Annotated in this window: 13 protein-coding genes; 7 read left to right on the plus strand and 6 right to left on the minus strand. The window is 72.5% G+C overall.

The genetic code is table 11. The features are described 5' to 3' along the window. Window positions 1-5 precede the first annotated feature (5 nt). The 5 genes from ACWC24_RS04020 (at window position 6) to ACWC24_RS04040 (ending at window position 5,283) form a co-directional block, all read left to right on the plus strand. Window positions 6-1,202, plus strand: a complete 1,197-nt coding sequence (locus tag ACWC24_RS04020; RefSeq protein ID WP_450661421.1) for an acyltransferase family protein — start codon at window positions 6-8, stop codon at window positions 1,200-1,202. Window positions 1,203-1,269: 67 nt separating this feature from the next. Next, the gene (locus ACWC24_RS04025; protein WP_450661253.1) at window positions 1,270-2,646 is read left to right on the plus strand and encodes a sensor histidine kinase; all 1,377 of its coding nucleotides are present in this window, start codon (window positions 1,270-1,272) and stop codon (window positions 2,644-2,646) included. Then, entirely contained in the window at window positions 2,643-3,308 is a 666-nt protein-coding gene (locus ACWC24_RS04030; RefSeq protein WP_450661254.1) for a response regulator, read from the plus strand. The genes ACWC24_RS04025 and ACWC24_RS04030 overlap by 4 nt, the downstream gene beginning before the upstream one ends. Window positions 3,309-3,378: 70 nt before the next feature. Next, window positions 3,379-4,599, plus strand: a complete 1,221-nt coding sequence (locus ACWC24_RS04035) for a cytochrome P450 (RefSeq protein ID WP_450661255.1) — start codon at window positions 3,379-3,381, stop codon at window positions 4,597-4,599. Between the two features lie 87 nt (window positions 4,600-4,686). Continuing rightward, entirely contained in the window at window positions 4,687-5,283 is a 597-nt protein-coding gene (locus ACWC24_RS04040; protein ID WP_450661256.1) for a Uma2 family endonuclease, read from the plus strand. Window positions 5,284-5,294: 11 nt separating this feature from the next. Here the strand turns inward: ACWC24_RS04040 and ACWC24_RS04045 are convergent, their stop codons facing one another. Both ACWC24_RS04045 and ACWC24_RS04050 read right to left on the minus strand, forming a co-directional pair. After that, the gene (locus tag ACWC24_RS04045) at window positions 5,295-6,944 is read right to left on the minus strand and encodes an ABC transporter permease (protein ID WP_450661257.1); all 1,650 of its coding nucleotides are present in this window, start codon (window positions 6,942-6,944) and stop codon (window positions 5,295-5,297) included. Continuing rightward, on the minus strand, window positions 6,941-7,933 hold the full coding sequence (locus ACWC24_RS04050; protein WP_450661258.1) for an ABC transporter ATP-binding protein: 993 nt from the start codon (window positions 7,931-7,933) through the stop codon (window positions 6,941-6,943). Before ACWC24_RS04050 ends, ACWC24_RS04045 begins: the two co-directional genes overlap by 4 nt. 74 nt (window positions 7,934-8,007) lie before the next feature. Between ACWC24_RS04050 and ACWC24_RS04055 the strand changes: the two genes are divergently transcribed. After that, window positions 8,008-8,511 carry a GbsR/MarR family transcriptional regulator gene (locus tag ACWC24_RS04055; protein ID WP_450661259.1) on the plus strand — a complete coding sequence of 168 codons (504 nt, stop codon included), beginning with the start codon at window positions 8,008-8,010 and terminating at the stop codon, window positions 8,509-8,511. A gap of 63 nt (window positions 8,512-8,574) precedes the next feature. Here the strand turns inward: ACWC24_RS04055 and ACWC24_RS04060 are convergent, their stop codons facing one another. Continuing rightward, window positions 8,575-9,426 carry a diacylglycerol kinase family protein gene (locus ACWC24_RS04060; protein ID WP_450661260.1) on the minus strand — a complete coding sequence of 284 codons (852 nt, stop codon included), beginning with the start codon at window positions 9,424-9,426 and terminating at the stop codon, window positions 8,575-8,577. 220 nt (window positions 9,427-9,646) lie between these two features. Here ACWC24_RS04060 and ACWC24_RS04065 point away from each other — a divergent pair, with 220 nt between their 5' ends. After that, entirely contained in the window at window positions 9,647-10,930 is a 1,284-nt protein-coding gene (locus tag ACWC24_RS04065; RefSeq protein WP_450661261.1) for an adenylosuccinate synthase, read from the plus strand. Between the two features lie 94 nt (window positions 10,931-11,024). On the opposite strand, the gene ACWC24_RS04070 is transcribed toward ACWC24_RS04065, so the two are convergent. From ACWC24_RS04070 to ACWC24_RS04080, 3 genes are all read right to left on the minus strand, one after another. Beyond that, window positions 11,025-11,675 (minus strand): hypothetical protein, encoded by a 651-nt coding sequence (locus tag ACWC24_RS04070; protein WP_450661262.1) that lies wholly within the window; start codon window positions 11,673-11,675, stop codon window positions 11,025-11,027. 68 nt (window positions 11,676-11,743) lie between these two features. Continuing rightward, window positions 11,744-14,173, minus strand: a complete 2,430-nt coding sequence (locus tag ACWC24_RS04075; protein ID WP_450661263.1) for a glycosyltransferase — start codon at window positions 14,171-14,173, stop codon at window positions 11,744-11,746. Next, a complete protein-coding gene (locus ACWC24_RS04080; protein ID WP_450661264.1) occupies window positions 14,170-14,871 on the minus strand; it encodes a GntR family transcriptional regulator in 702 nt (233 codons plus the stop codon). Before ACWC24_RS04080 ends, ACWC24_RS04075 begins: the two co-directional genes overlap by 4 nt. Window positions 14,872-14,981: the final 110 nt, after the last annotated feature.

Consider the following 14,981-nt stretch of genomic DNA (forward strand, 5'->3'; position numbering starts at 1 on the left):
CCGGCATACGGCGGGGCGCCGACCGGATCGACCGCGCGACCCCCGCGTCGCGCGACCGGGCCGTCGACGCCCTGCGCGCCTTCGCCATCCTCGGAGTCGTCCTCGGCCACTGGCTGGTGACGGCGCTCGTCGCGGACGGCGGCGCGCTGCACACGGCGAGCCCGCTCCAGCACATGCCCTGGCTGGCCCCCGTCTCCTGGGCCTTCCAGACGCTCGCGGTCTTCTTCCTGGTCGGCGGGCACGTGGCGACCAGGAGCCACGCCCGCGCCCGCGCCGACGGCGTGACCTACGGGCGGTGGCTGCGCGCCCGGCTGTCCCGGCTGCTGGGCCCGGTGGCCGCCGTACTGGGCCTGTGGACGGTGGTCACGCTCGCCCTCCTCCTGACCGGTGCGGACACCGGCACGGTCCGCACCCTGGTCAAGCTGGCGCTCTCCCCGCTGTGGTTCCTCGTGGTCTTCGCCTGCCTGACCGCGCTCACCCCGCTGGTCGCCCGGCTCAACCCGCTGTGGCCGCTGGCCGTCGTCCTGCACGTGGACCTGGTCCGCTTCGGCCTCGGCGGGCCGTCCTGGCTCGGCTGGGTGAACGTGGCCGCGGGCTGGCTGGTGCCCTTCACCTTGGGCGCCGCCTGGACCCGCGGCGAGCTGGAGCGGCCGCGCGCGGGCCGGGTGCTGCTCATCGGCGGCGCGGTGGCGACGGCGCTGCTCGTGGCCTTCGCGGGCTACCCGGCGTCGATGGTCGGCGTGCCGGGCGCCGAGGTCTCCAACCTCGACCCGCCGACCCTGGCCGCGGTCGCCTTCGGCCTGGCCCAGTGCGGGCTGGCGCTGCTGCTGCGCGACCGGCTGCGCCACGCGATGCGGCGGCCGACGGCCTGGGCGGCGGTGGCGCTGGTCAACCTCTCCGCGATGACGATCTTCCTCTGGCACCAGACGGCCCTGATGGCGACCACGGCCACCGCGCTGACCGTGGGACGGCTGCCCGGCCTGCACACCCCGCCCGACGGCCCGGTCTGGGTGGCGGCCCGGCTGGCCTGGCTGCCGGTCCTCGCCCTCGCCCTGGCGCTGTGCTGGGCCGCGTTCCGGCGCCACGAACAGGGCACCCGCCGCCCGCCCGCGCGAGTCGGATCCGACGCGTCCCGCGGGCGACCGGCCTCCCCCCTACCCGTGGCGCCTGATCCCCGTGGTGCCGATACCCGTAGTACCTGAGACGGACCCGCAAGGACCCTTCTCACTGGTGACGACCGCGCCGGCCCCTGCGCCTACCGTTCTGGACGTGACCGACACGACCCAGACGCAGCCGACGCCCCCGGAGGGCGCGGACGAGACCTTCAGCGCGATCAAGCCGCGCAGCCCGGAGTTCCGGCTGGCCGCCGACGCCGTGCGCGGGATGCGGCAGGACCTCTTCCACGACGCCTTCGCCTACCGCTCGCTGCCCCGGCTGGGCACCGACCGCAAGCTGATCCGGCGGCTGTCCGGCCGGGCGCGCGAGTACGCGGCCTGGGCCCCGCACGCGACGGTGGCGCTCGGCGGCCTGCTCGCGCTGACGGCCGCCACGGCCTCGTTCGGCGGGAGCACCGTGACCGGCCTGCTGTGCGGCCTGCTCGCCGTGGCCCCGGTCGCGCTGACGCTGGTCCGGCCGGTCGGCGCCTTCTGGCTGTCGCTGGCGTCGACCCTGGTGGTGAGCGTGCTGAGCTGGCCGTGGGGCGACCGGCCGTGGGCGCAGTGCAGCGTCATCTCCCATCTGGTGGTCCTCACGGTCGTGGCCGTCCGGACCCGGCCGCGCACGGCGGCCTGGATGTGGCTGTTCACGGCCGGCTACGGCGCCTTCGCGGAGGCGCTCTTCGGCGTCGGGCCCTTCGGCAGCAGCGACACCGCTCCCATGCTGGTCCTCTCCGCGCTGATCCTGCTCGTGGTCACGGTCTGGCACATCCGCCGGGACGCCGAGGAGGTGGTGAGCGCCCAGCAGACGGTGACCGCGCACGAGCGGTCCCGGCGCACCCTGCTGGAGGAGCGCACCACGATCGCCCGCGAGCTGCACGACGTGGTCGCCCACCACATGTCGGTGGTCGCCATCCAGGCGGAGGCCGCGCCCTACCGGGTGGAGAACCCGCCGCCGGAGCTGGAGCGCGCCTTCGCCGTCATCCGGGAGAACGCGGTGGCCGCGCTGACCGAGCTGCGCCGGGTGCTGGGCGTCGTGCGCGCCGAGGACTACGAGGCGCCGGAGGCCCCGCAGCCCACGCTCGCCGACCTGGACACGCTGCTGGCCAACGTACGGGAGGCGGGGCCGGACGTGACGAAGGTGGTGACCGGCGCGGTCCGTGAACTGCCGCAGGGCGTGGAGCTGTCGGCGTACCGCATCGTCCAGGAGGCGCTGAGCAACACCCTGCGGCACGCGCCGGGGGCCGACGCCCGGGTCGAGATCGGCTACGTCCTCGGCGGGCTGGGGCTGCGCATAGTCAACGGGCCGGTGCCCGACCCCTCGTCGGTGAAGCCCTCGCCCGGCGCCGGGCACGGCGTCACCGGGATGCGCGAGCGCGTCGCCATGCTGAACGGCGAGATGACGGCCGGCCCGACGGACGAGGGCGGCTACGAGGTGACGGTGTTCCTGCCGGTGACCACGGCCGGCGCGGGGACGGAGAGCGACGCATGACCATCCGGGTACTGGTCGCGGACGACCAGATGATGGTGCGCGAGGGTTTCTCCGTCCTGCTGAACGCGATGCCGGACCTCGAGGTCGTCGGCGAGGCCGTCAACGGGCGGGAGGCGGTCGAGCGGGTGCGGGAACTGGCCCCGGACGTGGTGCTGATGGACATCCGGATGCCGGAGATGAACGGCATCGAGGCGACCCGGGAGATCGTCGCGTCGGACGTCGCGGCGAAGGTGCTGGTGCTGACGACGTTCGACCTCGACGAGTACGTGTACCAGGCGCTGCGGGCGGGCGCCTCCGGCTTTCTGCTGAAGGACGCGTCGGCGCGGCAGCTCGCGGACGGCGTCCGGGTGGTGGCGTCCGGTGAGGCGCTGCTGGCGCCCTCGGTGACCAGACGGCTGATCACCGAGTTCTCGAAGCTGTCCGGCGGCCCGCGGCCGACCCCCGCGGCGCAGGCGGCCTACGGGGACCTCACCGACCGGGAGACGGAGGTGCTGGTGCTGATCGCCCAGGGGCTGTCGAACGCGGAGATCGCCGGCCGGCTGGTGGTCGCCGAGTCCACGGTCAAGACGCATGTGAGCCGCATCCTGGTGAAACTGGGCCTGCGGGACCGCACCCAGGCGGCGGTGTTCGCCTACGAGGCCCGGCTGGTCACCCCGGGCTGATCCGGGCCGGTCGTCCCGGACGGGAGAAGACCCCTGGTCGGACAGGGGGCCATGGGGCTAGCGTCCGTGCATGGCAGCTGCTTCCGACCTCGCTTTCGATCCCTGGGACGCCGCGTTCGTCGCCGACCCGTACCCGGCCTACGCCGAGCTGCGCGCCCTCGGCCGCGTGATCCACTACGAGCCCACCGACCAGTGGCTGGTCCCGCACCACGCGGACGTCTCGGCGCTGCTGCGCGACCGCCGGCTGGGCCGGACCTACCAGCACCGGTTCACCCACGAGGAGTTCGGCCGGAGCGCGCCGGCGCCGGAGCACGAGCCGTTCCACACCCTCAACGACCACGGCATGCTCGACCTGGAGCCGCCGGACCACACCCGGATCCGGCGCCTGGTGTCGAAGGCGTTCACCCCGCGCACGGTGGAGCGGCTGAAGCCGTACGTGGAACGGCTGGCGGGCGAGCTGGTGTCCGACCTGGTGGAAGCGGGCGGCGGCGATCTGCTGACGGACGTCGCCGAGCCGCTGCCGGTCGCGGTGATCGCGGAGATGCTGGGCATCCCCGAGTCGGACCGGGCCCAGCTGCGGCCCTGGTCGGCGGACATCTGCGGGATGTACGAGCTGGGCCCGTCGCAGGACACGGCGGCGCGGGCGGTGCGGGCGTCGGTCGAGTTCTCCGGCTTTCTGCGGGAGCTGATCGCGGCCCGGCGCAAGAACCCCGGCGACGACCTGATCTCCGGCCTGATCGCGGCGCACGACGAGGGCGACCGGCTGACCGAGCAGGAGATGATCTCGACGGCGGTCCTGCTGCTGAACGCGGGCCACGAGGCCACGGTGAACGCCACGGTCAACGGCTGGTGGGCGCTGTTCCGCAACCCCGGCGCGCTCGCCGCGCTGCGGGCCGACCACACCCTGATCCCGTCCGCCGTCGAGGAGCTGATGCGGTACGACACCCCGCTCCAGCTCTTCGAGCGCTGGGTGCTGGACGAGATCGAGATCGACGGGCAGGTGATCCCCCGGGGCGCGGAGATCGCCATGCTGTTCGGCTCCGCCAACCACGACCCGGCGGTCTTCGCCGACCCGGGCCGGCTGGACCTGACCCGCGCGGACAACCCGCACATCTCCTTCAGCGCGGGCATCCACTACTGCATCGGCGCCCCACTGGCCCGTATCGAGCTGGCGGCCTCCATGGCGGCCCTGCTGGAGCGGGCCCCGACGCTGAGCCCGGCGACGGAACCGAGGCGCAAACCGAACTTCGTGATCCGGGGTCTGGAGGAACTGACCGTCGAGGTGCGGTGATCACCCGTCCGGCTGATCACCGGGCGGTTCCGGCCGCCGGTTCCCCGTGGCTCGTCAAGCTGGTGCCTGCCTGCGAAGGGAGGCACCATGACGGTTATGGCGCAGCACACGTCTCAGATGTCCGTCGAGGAGTTCGAGGAGCTCGCTGCACACGTGACCAAGAGGTTCGACGCCGTCAGGTTGGAGTTCATCAACGGACGGGTCGGGATCAAGGGCATGACGGACGGCAATCACAGCGAGGTCATCAGGCGGCTGCAGGAGTGCTTCCTGATGGCGGGCACCGGGCTGTGGCTCTACGGGGGCGGTGAGTTGGGCCTGCGGATCGAGAAGTACCGCAAGGGCCGGGCACTTCCGGACGCCGTCCTGGCACCCAGGGGAACTTTCACGGGCAAAGGGGACTGGGCCGACACCGAAGGCGTGGTGATGACGGTCGAGGTCACCTCGTACGACGCGGACACCCACAGGCGCGATCGGGAGGAGAAGCCCTTCGGATACGCGGATGCCGGCATTCCGTACTACCTGCTGATCGATCGTGACGACTGCTCGGTCACGCTGTACAGCGATCCGGATCCGGGCGAGGGGTACCGCAGTGCCGTGAAGAAGGTCTTCGGTGCGAAGCTCTCGCTTCCTGCGCCCCTCGGTATCGAACTCGACACCGAGGAGCTCAGGCAGTACGCCGGCTGACGGCGGCGTCGTCAGCTCGTCAGGTCGCGTCTGCGCAGTCCCGCCAGCCCGCCGGCCACCAGTGCCGCCGCCAGGCCGGTCAGCACCAGCACCGGCCCCCAGGTCATCTCCCCGCCCGGCAGCTTCGGCAGGTGGCCGAAGGGGGAGAGGTCGAGCACGAGTTGCGGAGCGTCGAGGGCCGGGCCCACCCAGCCGATCAGCAGCACCGCGCCGGCCACGCCCCAGGCGGCCGCCGCCGCGCGCGGCGTGACCCCGTACAGCAGGACCGCGAGGCCGCCGACGACCCACACGGCGGGGAGCTGCACCAGGCAGGCGCCCAGGATCGGGCCCGCCTTCGCGCCGTAGCCGACGATGAAGCCCAGGCCCGCGAGGAGCATGATCAGGACGGATCCGCCGAAGGCGATCGACAGATGGCCGCCGGCCCAGCGCAGTCGGCCCACGGCGTTCGCCAGCACCGGTTCCGCCCGGCCCGTGGTCTCCTCGCCGTGCAGCCGCAGCACGGAGGCGACCACGTACAGCGCCGCGACCAGGCCGAGCATGCCGATCATCGAGGCGAGGAAGGTGTCGGCGAGGGCGCTGTGGCCGCCCATCCGCTCGAAGATCTCGCGGGCCTTCTCGTTCCCCTTGACCAGGTCGGCCGCGCCGTCCGTCAGGCCGCCGTAGACGACACCGGCGAGGAAGAAGCCGATGCTCCAGCCGAGCACGCTGCCGCGTTGCAGCCGCCAGGCCAGCGCGCCCGCGCCGGCCAGCCGGCCGGCCGCCGGTCCCGGCCGGGTCGGCAGGAAGCTCATGCCGACGTCCCGGCGTCCGGCCAGCAGGTAGGCCGCCGCGCCCTGGAGCAGGACCGCCGCCACGAGCAGGGCCAGCACCCACCACCGCTCACCGGCGAAGGCGCGCAGGTTCTCCAGCCAGCCCAGCGGGGACAGCCAGGTCAGCACCGACGAGCCGCCCCCGGCGCCCGCGTCCGTCGCGGAGTCGCCGGCCGCGCGCAGCACGAAGGCGGCCCCGAGCACCCCCGCGGTCAGCCCGCGGGCCAGCCGTGCGCTCTCCGTCAGTTGGGCGACGATCGCCGCCATGGTGGCGAAGACCATCCCGAGGGCCCCCAGGCCGAGCCCGAAGGCCAGCGCCCCCGCCGCCCCCTGCCCGGCCAGCCCGGCCGTGACCAGCAGGGCGAGTACGGCGTTGGCGACCGCCGCGGCGAGCAGCGCCGCCGTCAGCGGGGCCCGCCGGCCCACCATGCCCGAGGCGACCATCTCCTGACGGCCGCTCTCCTCCTCGTCCCGGGTGTGCCGTACGACGACGAGCAGGCTGGTCACGGCGGCCAGGGCGCCCGCGTAGACGCCCACGCGCCAGGCGGTCAGGGCGCCGACGGAGTCGTCGAAGACCGGTCCGACCAGGGCGCGCAGCGAGGAGTTGGCGGCCATCTGGTGCATGAGGTCGGCGCGCTGGGCCGCGGTGCCGTACAGGCTCTTGAGCGTGTTCGGCATGGAGAGGACCATCAGCGAGTTGACCGCCACCCAGACCGGGATCAGTACCCGGTCGCGGCGCAGCGCGAAGCGCAGCAGGGTCCCGGTGCCCGCCAGTTGACGATGACCGCCGGGGCGTGCCGGACCGGCCGCGGGCCGGGGCGCGGCCGTGGGCGTGTCCGTGACCCCGGTCATCGGGCTGCCCCGCTCTGCTCGCTCGCCCCGCTGTGCTCGCCCGGCCCGGCGGGTCCGCCCGGCTCGCCCGGTTCATCCGGCTCGTCCGGCTCGTTCGGCTCGTCTTGGTAGTGGCGCAGGAACAGCTCCTCCAGGGTCGGCGGGGTCGAGGTCAGGGAACGCACCCCCGCCTCGCTCAACGACCGCAGCACCGCGTTCAGTTTGTCCGTGTCGACCTGGAGCCGGACGCGGTGGCCCTGGACGTCGAGGTCGTGGACACCGGGCAGTCCGGCCAGGCCGTCGGGCGGCCCCGCGAGTTCGGCGCTGACGCTGGTACGGGTCAGATGGCGCAGGTCGGCGAGCGAGCCGCTCTCGACGGTGCGGCCGCCCCGGATGATGCTCACCCGGTCGCAGAGCTGCTCGACCTCGCTCAGCAGGTGCGAGGAGAGCAGCACCGTACGGCCGCGGTCGCGCTCCTCCTCCACGCAGCGCCGGAAGACCTCCTCCATCAGGGGGTCGAGGCCCGAGGTCGGCTCGTCCAGGATCAGCAGGTCGACGTCCGAGGCGAAGGCGGCGATCAGGGCGACCTTCTGCCGGTTGCCCTTCGAGTACGTGCGCCCCTTCTTGGTGGGGTCGAACTCGAACCGCTCGACCAGTTCCGTCCGGCGCCGCGGGTCGAGACCGCCGCGCAGTCTGCCGTAGAGGTCGATGACCTCGCCGCCGGAGAGGTTGCGCCACAGGGTCACGTCGCCGGGGACGTACGCGATCCGGCGGTGTGCCTCGACGGCGTCCGCCCAGGGGTCGCGGCCGAGGATCCGCGCGACGCCCGAGTCGGCGCGCAGCAGGCCGAGCAGGACGCGGATGGTCGTGGACTTGCCGGATCCGTTGGGCCCGAGGAACCCGTGGACCTCGCCCGTCTCGACGTGGAGGTCGAGCCCGTCGAGCGCGTGCGTCTTCCCGAACGACTTGTGGAGGCCGGAGACCTCGATCGCGGGGTTTGCCGTCGTCATACTCCGGAACGTACGCTTCTTTCAGAAATTTGTGAAGTTAAGGAAGTGTATAAATCGTCGAATAGGATGTGGGCATGACGGAACCAACCGGGGCCCAACGGGACATGGAAGCCGTGTCGAAGTTCGTCGAATCCTTCGCGGCGCAGCTCGTCGAGGCGGGGATGCAGCGCATGCCCGCCCGCGTCTTCGCCGCGCTCCTGTCCTCCGACGAGGGCGCCCTGACCGCCACCGGGCTGGGGGAACAGCTGCGGATCAGCCCCGCGGCGGTCTCCGGGGCGGTGCGCTACCTGGCGCAGCAGCACATGGTGTCCCGGGAGCGCGAGCCCGGCTCGCGGCGGGAGCGCTACCGGGTGCACAGCAACCAGTGGTACGAGGCGCTCACCAACCGCGAGACCGTCATCAGGCGGTGGGAGGGGGCGCTGCGGGAGGGGGTCGCGAGCCTCGGGGAGGAGACCCCGGCCGGACGCCGGATGGCCGAGACCCTCGCCTTCTTCGAGTTCGTCGACGGCGAGATCGCGGCCATGATGGAACGGTGGCGGGCGCACCGCGAGCAGACCTTCGGGACCCCGGGGGCATAGGGGCACGCAACCCCGGGGCGCGGGGGAGACGGCGGCGCGGGGGTGCGGCGCCGTGCGGCCGCACTACCCCACCGGCAGCGTCAGCCCCAGCCCCTCCTCCCAGACCGTCCAGGTGCGCCTGCGGACCGGTCCCGCGACGCCCGCGTCCGCCCGGTAGCGGAAGTCCGCCCCGGACACGGTGACCAGTCGGCCCCGGGCCAGCAGCGGCGCCGCCTCCGCGCCCACCGACGACGGGCGCACCTCCACCGCGGCCACTCCGGCACCGTCCGGTGCCACCGACACCGCCTCCACCGGCTGGTCCAGGTCGACCAGGGTCACCCCGTCGACCTCCACCCGCAGCCGGGACGGCCCCTGCCGGGGCGCGGCGGGTACGGAGGGGGCCCGGTGCGGCCGGGCCGGCACCAGGGTCCGTACGAAGGACTGGCAGGTCCGCAGCCAGGGGTGCGCCGGGTCGGTCGGGGCCTCCTCGGGTACCGGGAACACCGCCGGGACCGGCGGGATCCGCAGCGCCCCCAGCACCACGCCGTCGCTGTCGTCGACCAGCAGGTCCAGCCGGCGCGGGGCGCCGTCCAGCACCGCGCGGGCCGCCGCCACGGTCCCGGTGGGCACCCCCAGCGAACGGGCCACCGAGAGCGCGCTGCCCACCGGCACCATCGACAGCACGCATCCGGCCAGCTCCCGCTGCCGGTGCAAAAGGGACACCGCCCGGACGAGGGCGCCGTCGTCGCCGACGACGACCGGCCGGCGGGACCCGCGACGGGCCAGCGCGCGGGCGAACTCCTCGGGTCCGTCCGGCAGACAGACCTTCGTCGCCGCACCCGCGCTGAGCACGTCTTTCGCGATCCGTACGGCCTCGCCGTCCGTCTGCCGGGCGACCGGGTCGATGACCACCAGCAACGGGTCGGAAGTCGCCACCTCGGTCCTGCCTCGCTTCCTCGGGTAGCATCTTTGTGCAAGAGCCCCTTGCGCTATTGCGCCAGGGGCTTCGTCTATATCCGGGGCATCCGGGTCGACGGGTTGGCGGCCGACGACGGCCGCAGGCGGCCGACGAAGGTCGCCGGTTGTACAAGGCACACAGGCGTGCCGCGTACGCCCCTGACCTTGGACATGCCCCGCCCGGAAGGGGTGTACGCGCGTGCCCGCACTTGTGCTGCTCGGTGCTCAGTGGGGTGACGAAGGCAAGGGAAAGGCGACGGACCTGCTGGGCGGATCCGTTGATTATGTGGTGCGCTACCAGGGCGGCAACAACGCCGGCCACACGGTGGTCGTGGGCGACCAGAAGTATGCCCTTCACCTTCTCCCTTCCGGAATCCTGTCCCCGGGGTGCATCCCCGTCATCGGTAACGGTGTCGTGGTCGACCCGTCGGTCCTGCTCTCCGAGCTGAGCGGTCTGAACGAGCGCGGCGTCGACACGTCCAAGCTTCTGATCAGCGGAAACGCTCACATCATCACGCCTTACAACGTCACCGTCGACAAGGTGACGGAACGCTTCCTGGGGAAGCGGAAGATCGGCACGACCGGTCGCGGTATCGGTCCGACCTACGCGGACAAGATCAACCGCGTGGGCATCCGGGTGCAGGACCTGTACGACGAGTCGATCCTGACCCAGAAGGTCGAGGCGGCCCTGGACGTCAAGAACCAGGTCCTCACCAAGCTCTACAACCGCCGCGCGATCGCCGTCGACCAGGTGGTCGAGGAGCTGCTGGGCTACGCGGACAAGCTCCAGCCGTACGTCGCCGACACCGTCCTCGTCCTCAACCAGGCGCTCGAGGACGACAAGGTGGTCCTCTTCGAGGGCGGCCAGGGCACGCTGCTGGACATCGACCACGGCACCTACCCCTTCGTCACCTCGTCCAACCCGACCGCGGGCGGCGCCTGCACGGGCGCGGGCGTGGGTCCGACGAAGATCAGCCGGGTCATCGGCATCCTCAAGGCCTACACGACCCGGGTCGGCGCGGGCCCGTTCCCGACCGAGCTGTTCGACGCGGACGGCGAGGCGCTGCGCCGGATCGGCGGCGAGCGCGGCGTCACCACCGGCCGCGACCGTCGCTGCGGCTGGTTCGACGCGGTCATCGCCCGCTACGCGACCCGCGTGAACGGCCTGACCGACTTCTTCCTCACCAAGCTCGACGTCCTCACCGGCTGGGAGGAGATCCCGGTCTGCGTCGCGTACGAGATCGACGGCAAGCGCGTCGAGGAACTGCCCTACTCGCAGACCGACTTCCACCACGCCAAGCCGGTCTACGAGACGCTCCCCGGCTGGTCCGAGGACATCACCAAGGCGAAGTCGTTCTCCGACCTGCCGAAGAACGCCCAGGCGTACGTGAAGGCGCTGGAGGAGATGTCCGGCGCCCCGATCTCCGCGATCGGCGTGGGACCGGGCCGGACCGAGACGATCGAGATCAACTCGTTCCTCTAGGACCGGCCGGTCCACAGGGCCCGGTCCGTCCCTGGAACCCGCTGAGGGGCGCCCTTCGGGGCGCCCCTCAGTCCGTGTGCGGGCCGGTGCCGCGTCAGCTGAAGACGATCATCGACCCCTGCGCGAGGCTCCGGGTCGCGGCCGCGTGCAGGCCGAGCCAGACGTGCCGTTCCCGGGCGAAGGGGCTGGGGTCGTACGGCGCCGGGGCGGCGGGCTGCTCCAGCTCCGTCGGGGTGGGCGGGGGTTCGGGGGTGAGGGGCGGATTGGCCGCGTCGATGCCGATCACCGGGGCGACCAGCTCCAGTTCCCGCAGCAGGGACTGAGAGGAGCCCAGCGGGCCGCCGCCGGCCAGGAGGTCGTCGTCGGCCAGGGGGCGCGGGAAGTCCACCGGGACGTAGGCGCCCGCGTGGTCGTAGTGCCAGACCAGGTGCGACTGCTGGGCCGTCGCCTCGAACATCTCCAGGAGCTGCTCGTAGTCGCCGCCCAGGTCGTCCACCGGTGTCACCGGCAGTCCGCACACCTGGAGGAGGTAGGCGCGGCGCAGGAAGTGCAGGGCGTCGTAGTCGAAGCCCGCCACCGGTGCGACCTCGCCGGACAGGCCCGGCATGTACTGGTACACCGGCACCGGCGGCAGTCCGGCCTGGGCGAGCACCTTGTTGTACTGCGCGAGTTCCTCGGCGAACGGGTTGTCGGGCGTGTGGCACAAGACGTCGACGAGCGGTACCAGCCACAGGTCACAGGCCAAAGAGAGCTCCTCGCTCAACGTGTAGCACGGCGGTCAGGGAAGGGAAGAGTAGTCGGTCCGGCGGAGGTTCAGCTCCCCTTGTGCAGGTCCCATACCCACACCCCGCCGGTCCACCTACCGGGTCGGCCGACCAGCTTCTCCAGGGCCTGGCGCAGCTGGGTGTCGTTGGGCTGCGGGGCGAGGACGAGCGCGCCCGCCTTCCAGAAGGCGAAGTCCCGCGCGGCCTGCGCCTTCCAGTTGCTGCCGATCTCCGGGACCTTGCCCGAGTAGCGGATGTCCCGCAGCAGGCCGGAGGTCTCGCGCGGGGAGGCGCCGTAGATGCCGATGCGGTCCTCGCCGTAGGGGCCGTTGAAGTAGCCGCCGGGCAGCTTGAAGCCGAGCCCTGCGGCCGTCTGCCAGTGCAGGGCCTCCGCGTTGCCGGGGTCGGGCAGCGGCACCGGGACCAGGCTCTCGCCGTCGCGGACGTACGACTTCCACAGGCCGTCCGTGATGAAGGCGGGGACGTCCACCCGGTCCGTCGACTTCAGCGGCGCGGGGATCACCGGGAGCAGGGCGAGGGAGACGGCCAGCAGCCCGGCGTAGACCGTGCCGATCCGGCGGATCGTGGCCAGCCGTTCGATCGCGAGCGCCAGGAGCATGCCAAGGACGGGGGCGCAGACCATCGCGAACCGGCCCTCGATGACCGACTCGAACAACGGCTTGTCCGACAGCAGGGCCCAGGGGCCCGGCAGGACCGTTTCGGTGAGCGGGACGCGGATCCTCGGGCCCATCGACAGGACGGCCGCCGCCAGCGCCGTGAACGCCAGCGCCTTGACCAGGGCCCGTTCCCACAGCCGTACGACGATCGCGAAGGCGAGCAGGACCAACGGCCAGCCGTAGAAGGCGTTCTGCTCGGTCGGGTTCAGCGACAGGGCGTTCGCGCGTGCGGCGTCGCCCGCGATCAGGGAGCGTTCGGCGAAGGCGAGCAGGGCGAGCGGGCTGTTGCCCGCGCCGGTGCCGTGCAGGACGCTCTGATAGCTCTGCGGTCCGGCGAACTGCCAGGCCAGCGGGTAGCAGATGATCGGCAGACAGACCGCGGCGGCGATCGGCAGGCCCCGCAGCAGCGGCCGCAGGGCCGCCTTCGCCACGTCCCGGCGCAGCAGCCCGTAGGCGCCGGCGAACAGCAGCATCCCGACCGCCGCGAGCAGCAGCGGCTCCTCGCCGAGGAAGACCTGGTAGGCCGTCATGAGGCCGAGGACCACGGCGTCCCTGGTCACCCGGGTGCCCGCGCACAGCCGCAGCGCCCGGTCGACGATCAACGGGATCATGAACAGGATCACAAAGTTGGGGTGGGCGTTGGCGTGGCTGACCATCGGCGGCGCGAAGGCGGCCAGCGAGGCGCCGAGGAAGGCCGCCGCCCGCTGCCGTACGACCCGTTTCACGATCAGCCAGTACCAGGCGGCCGCGGTGGCGGCCAGGCCCAGGGTCATGCACAGGCTCAGCGCGAGCGCCGGACCGAACAGCAGGGTGAGCGGGGCGAACGGCACCGACAGGCCCAGCATGACCGTGTTGGCCATGAGGTTGACGCCGTTCGGGAAGCCCTGGAGGTCGGTGAAGAGCGGGTTGCGCAGATGGGCGACGCTGTCGGCGGTCACCGCGAAGAACCATTCCCACTGGTTCTGGTCCTGGAGGGAGTCCGGGAGGTAGCGGTGGGCCGGGTCGAAGAAGCGGCCCGAGTACAGGGCCGTCGCCATGAGCAGGAAGAGCAGGACCGCGAAGGCGTCGGCGGGGCGCAGGGCGCGGAACTTGAGGCGGCCCAGTTCGCCGAGGACCCGGACGTAGTCGAGGGGCCGCACCTTCGACCCGGACTGGTGGGACCAGCTGACCGGGACCTCGGCGAGCGGCCAGTCGGCGCGGCGGAAGTACTGGAGGACCTCGACGTCTATGCCCCAGCCGTCGAGGCGGGAGGCGGCGAAGGCGGCCCGAGCCCGGTCGCCGTCGAACAGCTTGAAGCCGCACTGGGTGTCGCGTATCCCGGGGACCGCGACGCTGCGTATCAGGAAGTTCCCGGCGCGGCCCAGCAGTTCGCGCAGCCGGTGCTGGCGGCTCCCGATCGTCGCGCCCGGCACCGAACGGGAGCCGACGGCCGCCGCGTTGCCCTCGCCGAGTGCCTTGTCGAGCTTCTCCAGCTCCTCGATCGGCGCCGCCAGGTCGGCGTCCGTGACCAGCACGCGCCGGCCGCGCGAGGCGGCCACGCCGATCCGCAGGGCGTGGCCCTTGCCCCGGTTGTGCGGGCTCGCGACCAGCTGGACCCGTGGGTCCTGACGGGCGGTGACGACGTCCCGGGTGGCGTCGGTGGAGCCGTCGTCGGCGACCACGATCTCCCACTCGCCCCAGCGGCCCTCGGGCTCGTCCAGATGGCGGGTGATCGCGTCGAGGGTGGGGCCGAGCCGCCGCTCCTCGTTGTAGGCGGGGACGACGACGGTCAGGTCGACGCGGTCTCCCCCGGCGCCGCTCATCCGTGCGCCTGTCGCTCGATGAGGGCCAGGGAGTGCGCGTTGTACTCCTCGACGATCGCCCGCGCGGTGGTGGTGTCGTACTGGGCCAGGGCGTCGACCAGCCGGGTGTGGCCGGACCACAGCCGACCGCGCAGATCGCCCTGATGGCGCAGGTGCTGCACCGCGCACACCCAGGACTGCACGCGCAGCCGGTTCAGGAAGTCGACGAGGTAGGGGTTGCCGAACAGGGCGCTGAGCTCCCGCCAGAACCGCAGGTCGTAGCCGATCAGCACGGCCAGGTCACCGGCGTCGGCGGCGCGCTGCGCCTCCTCGCCGCGGCGGCGGACGGCCGCGACGGCGGCGGCGACCCGCGGGTCCGACAGGTCCCGGAACCGTTTGTGGCCGGATTCGAGCGCATGGAACATGCCCTCGGTGACCAGACCGCGGGCCTCGACGATGCCCCGGAAGTCCGCGACCGAGTACTCGTGGACGCGGAAACCGCGGTGCTGGTCGGCCTCCAGGAGGCCCTGCGCGGAGAGATCGACCAGTGCCTCGCGCACCGGGGTGGCGGAGACCCCGTACTGGTCGGCGATCTCCTTCACCGTGAACTCCTGCCCCGGCTGCAACCGTCCGGCCAGCACCTCGTCACGAAGCGCGTCCGCGAGCTGCTGGCGCAGGGTGCTGCGGGTCACGGCGCCGTTGCCGCTGGGGCCGGGCATGGTCAGGGGGTCTCCCTCGTCGCGTGGCAGGTGGCGTGCTCGTCCGCAGCGCTCGTGCATGTATACGAGCACGCCACCTTACGCGTTCGGGTTCCCCGACCGTGGGGACC

Source organism: Streptomyces sp. NPDC001443, assembly GCF_053597355.1.

Bases quoted from the DNA above. Each gene is read 5' to 3' on its own strand.
- ACWC24_RS04030 (WP_450661254.1), top strand. From the start codon at position 2,643: ATGACCATCCGGGTACTGGTCGCGGACGACCAGATGATGGTGCGCGAG.
- ACWC24_RS04035 (WP_450661255.1), top strand. From the start codon at position 3,379: ATGGCAGCTGCTTCCGACCTCGCTTTCGATCCCTGGGACGCCGCGTTC.
- ACWC24_RS04040 (WP_450661256.1), top strand. From the start codon at position 4,687: ATGACGGTTATGGCGCAGCACACGTCTCAGATGTCCGTCGAGGAGTTC.
- ACWC24_RS04045 (WP_450661257.1), bottom strand. From the start codon at position 6,944: ATGACCGGGGTCACGGACACGCCCACGGCCGCGCCCCGGCCCGCGGCC.
- ACWC24_RS04050 (WP_450661258.1), bottom strand. From the start codon at position 7,933: ATGACGACGGCAAACCCCGCGATCGAGGTCTCCGGCCTCCACAAGTCG.
- ACWC24_RS04055 (WP_450661259.1), top strand. From the start codon at position 8,008: ATGACGGAACCAACCGGGGCCCAACGGGACATGGAAGCCGTGTCGAAG.
- ACWC24_RS04075 (WP_450661263.1), bottom strand. From the start codon at position 14,173: ATGAGCGGCGCCGGGGGAGACCGCGTCGACCTGACCGTCGTCGTCCCC.
- ACWC24_RS04080 (WP_450661264.1), bottom strand. From the start codon at position 14,871: ATGCCCGGCCCCAGCGGCAACGGCGCCGTGACCCGCAGCACCCTGCGC.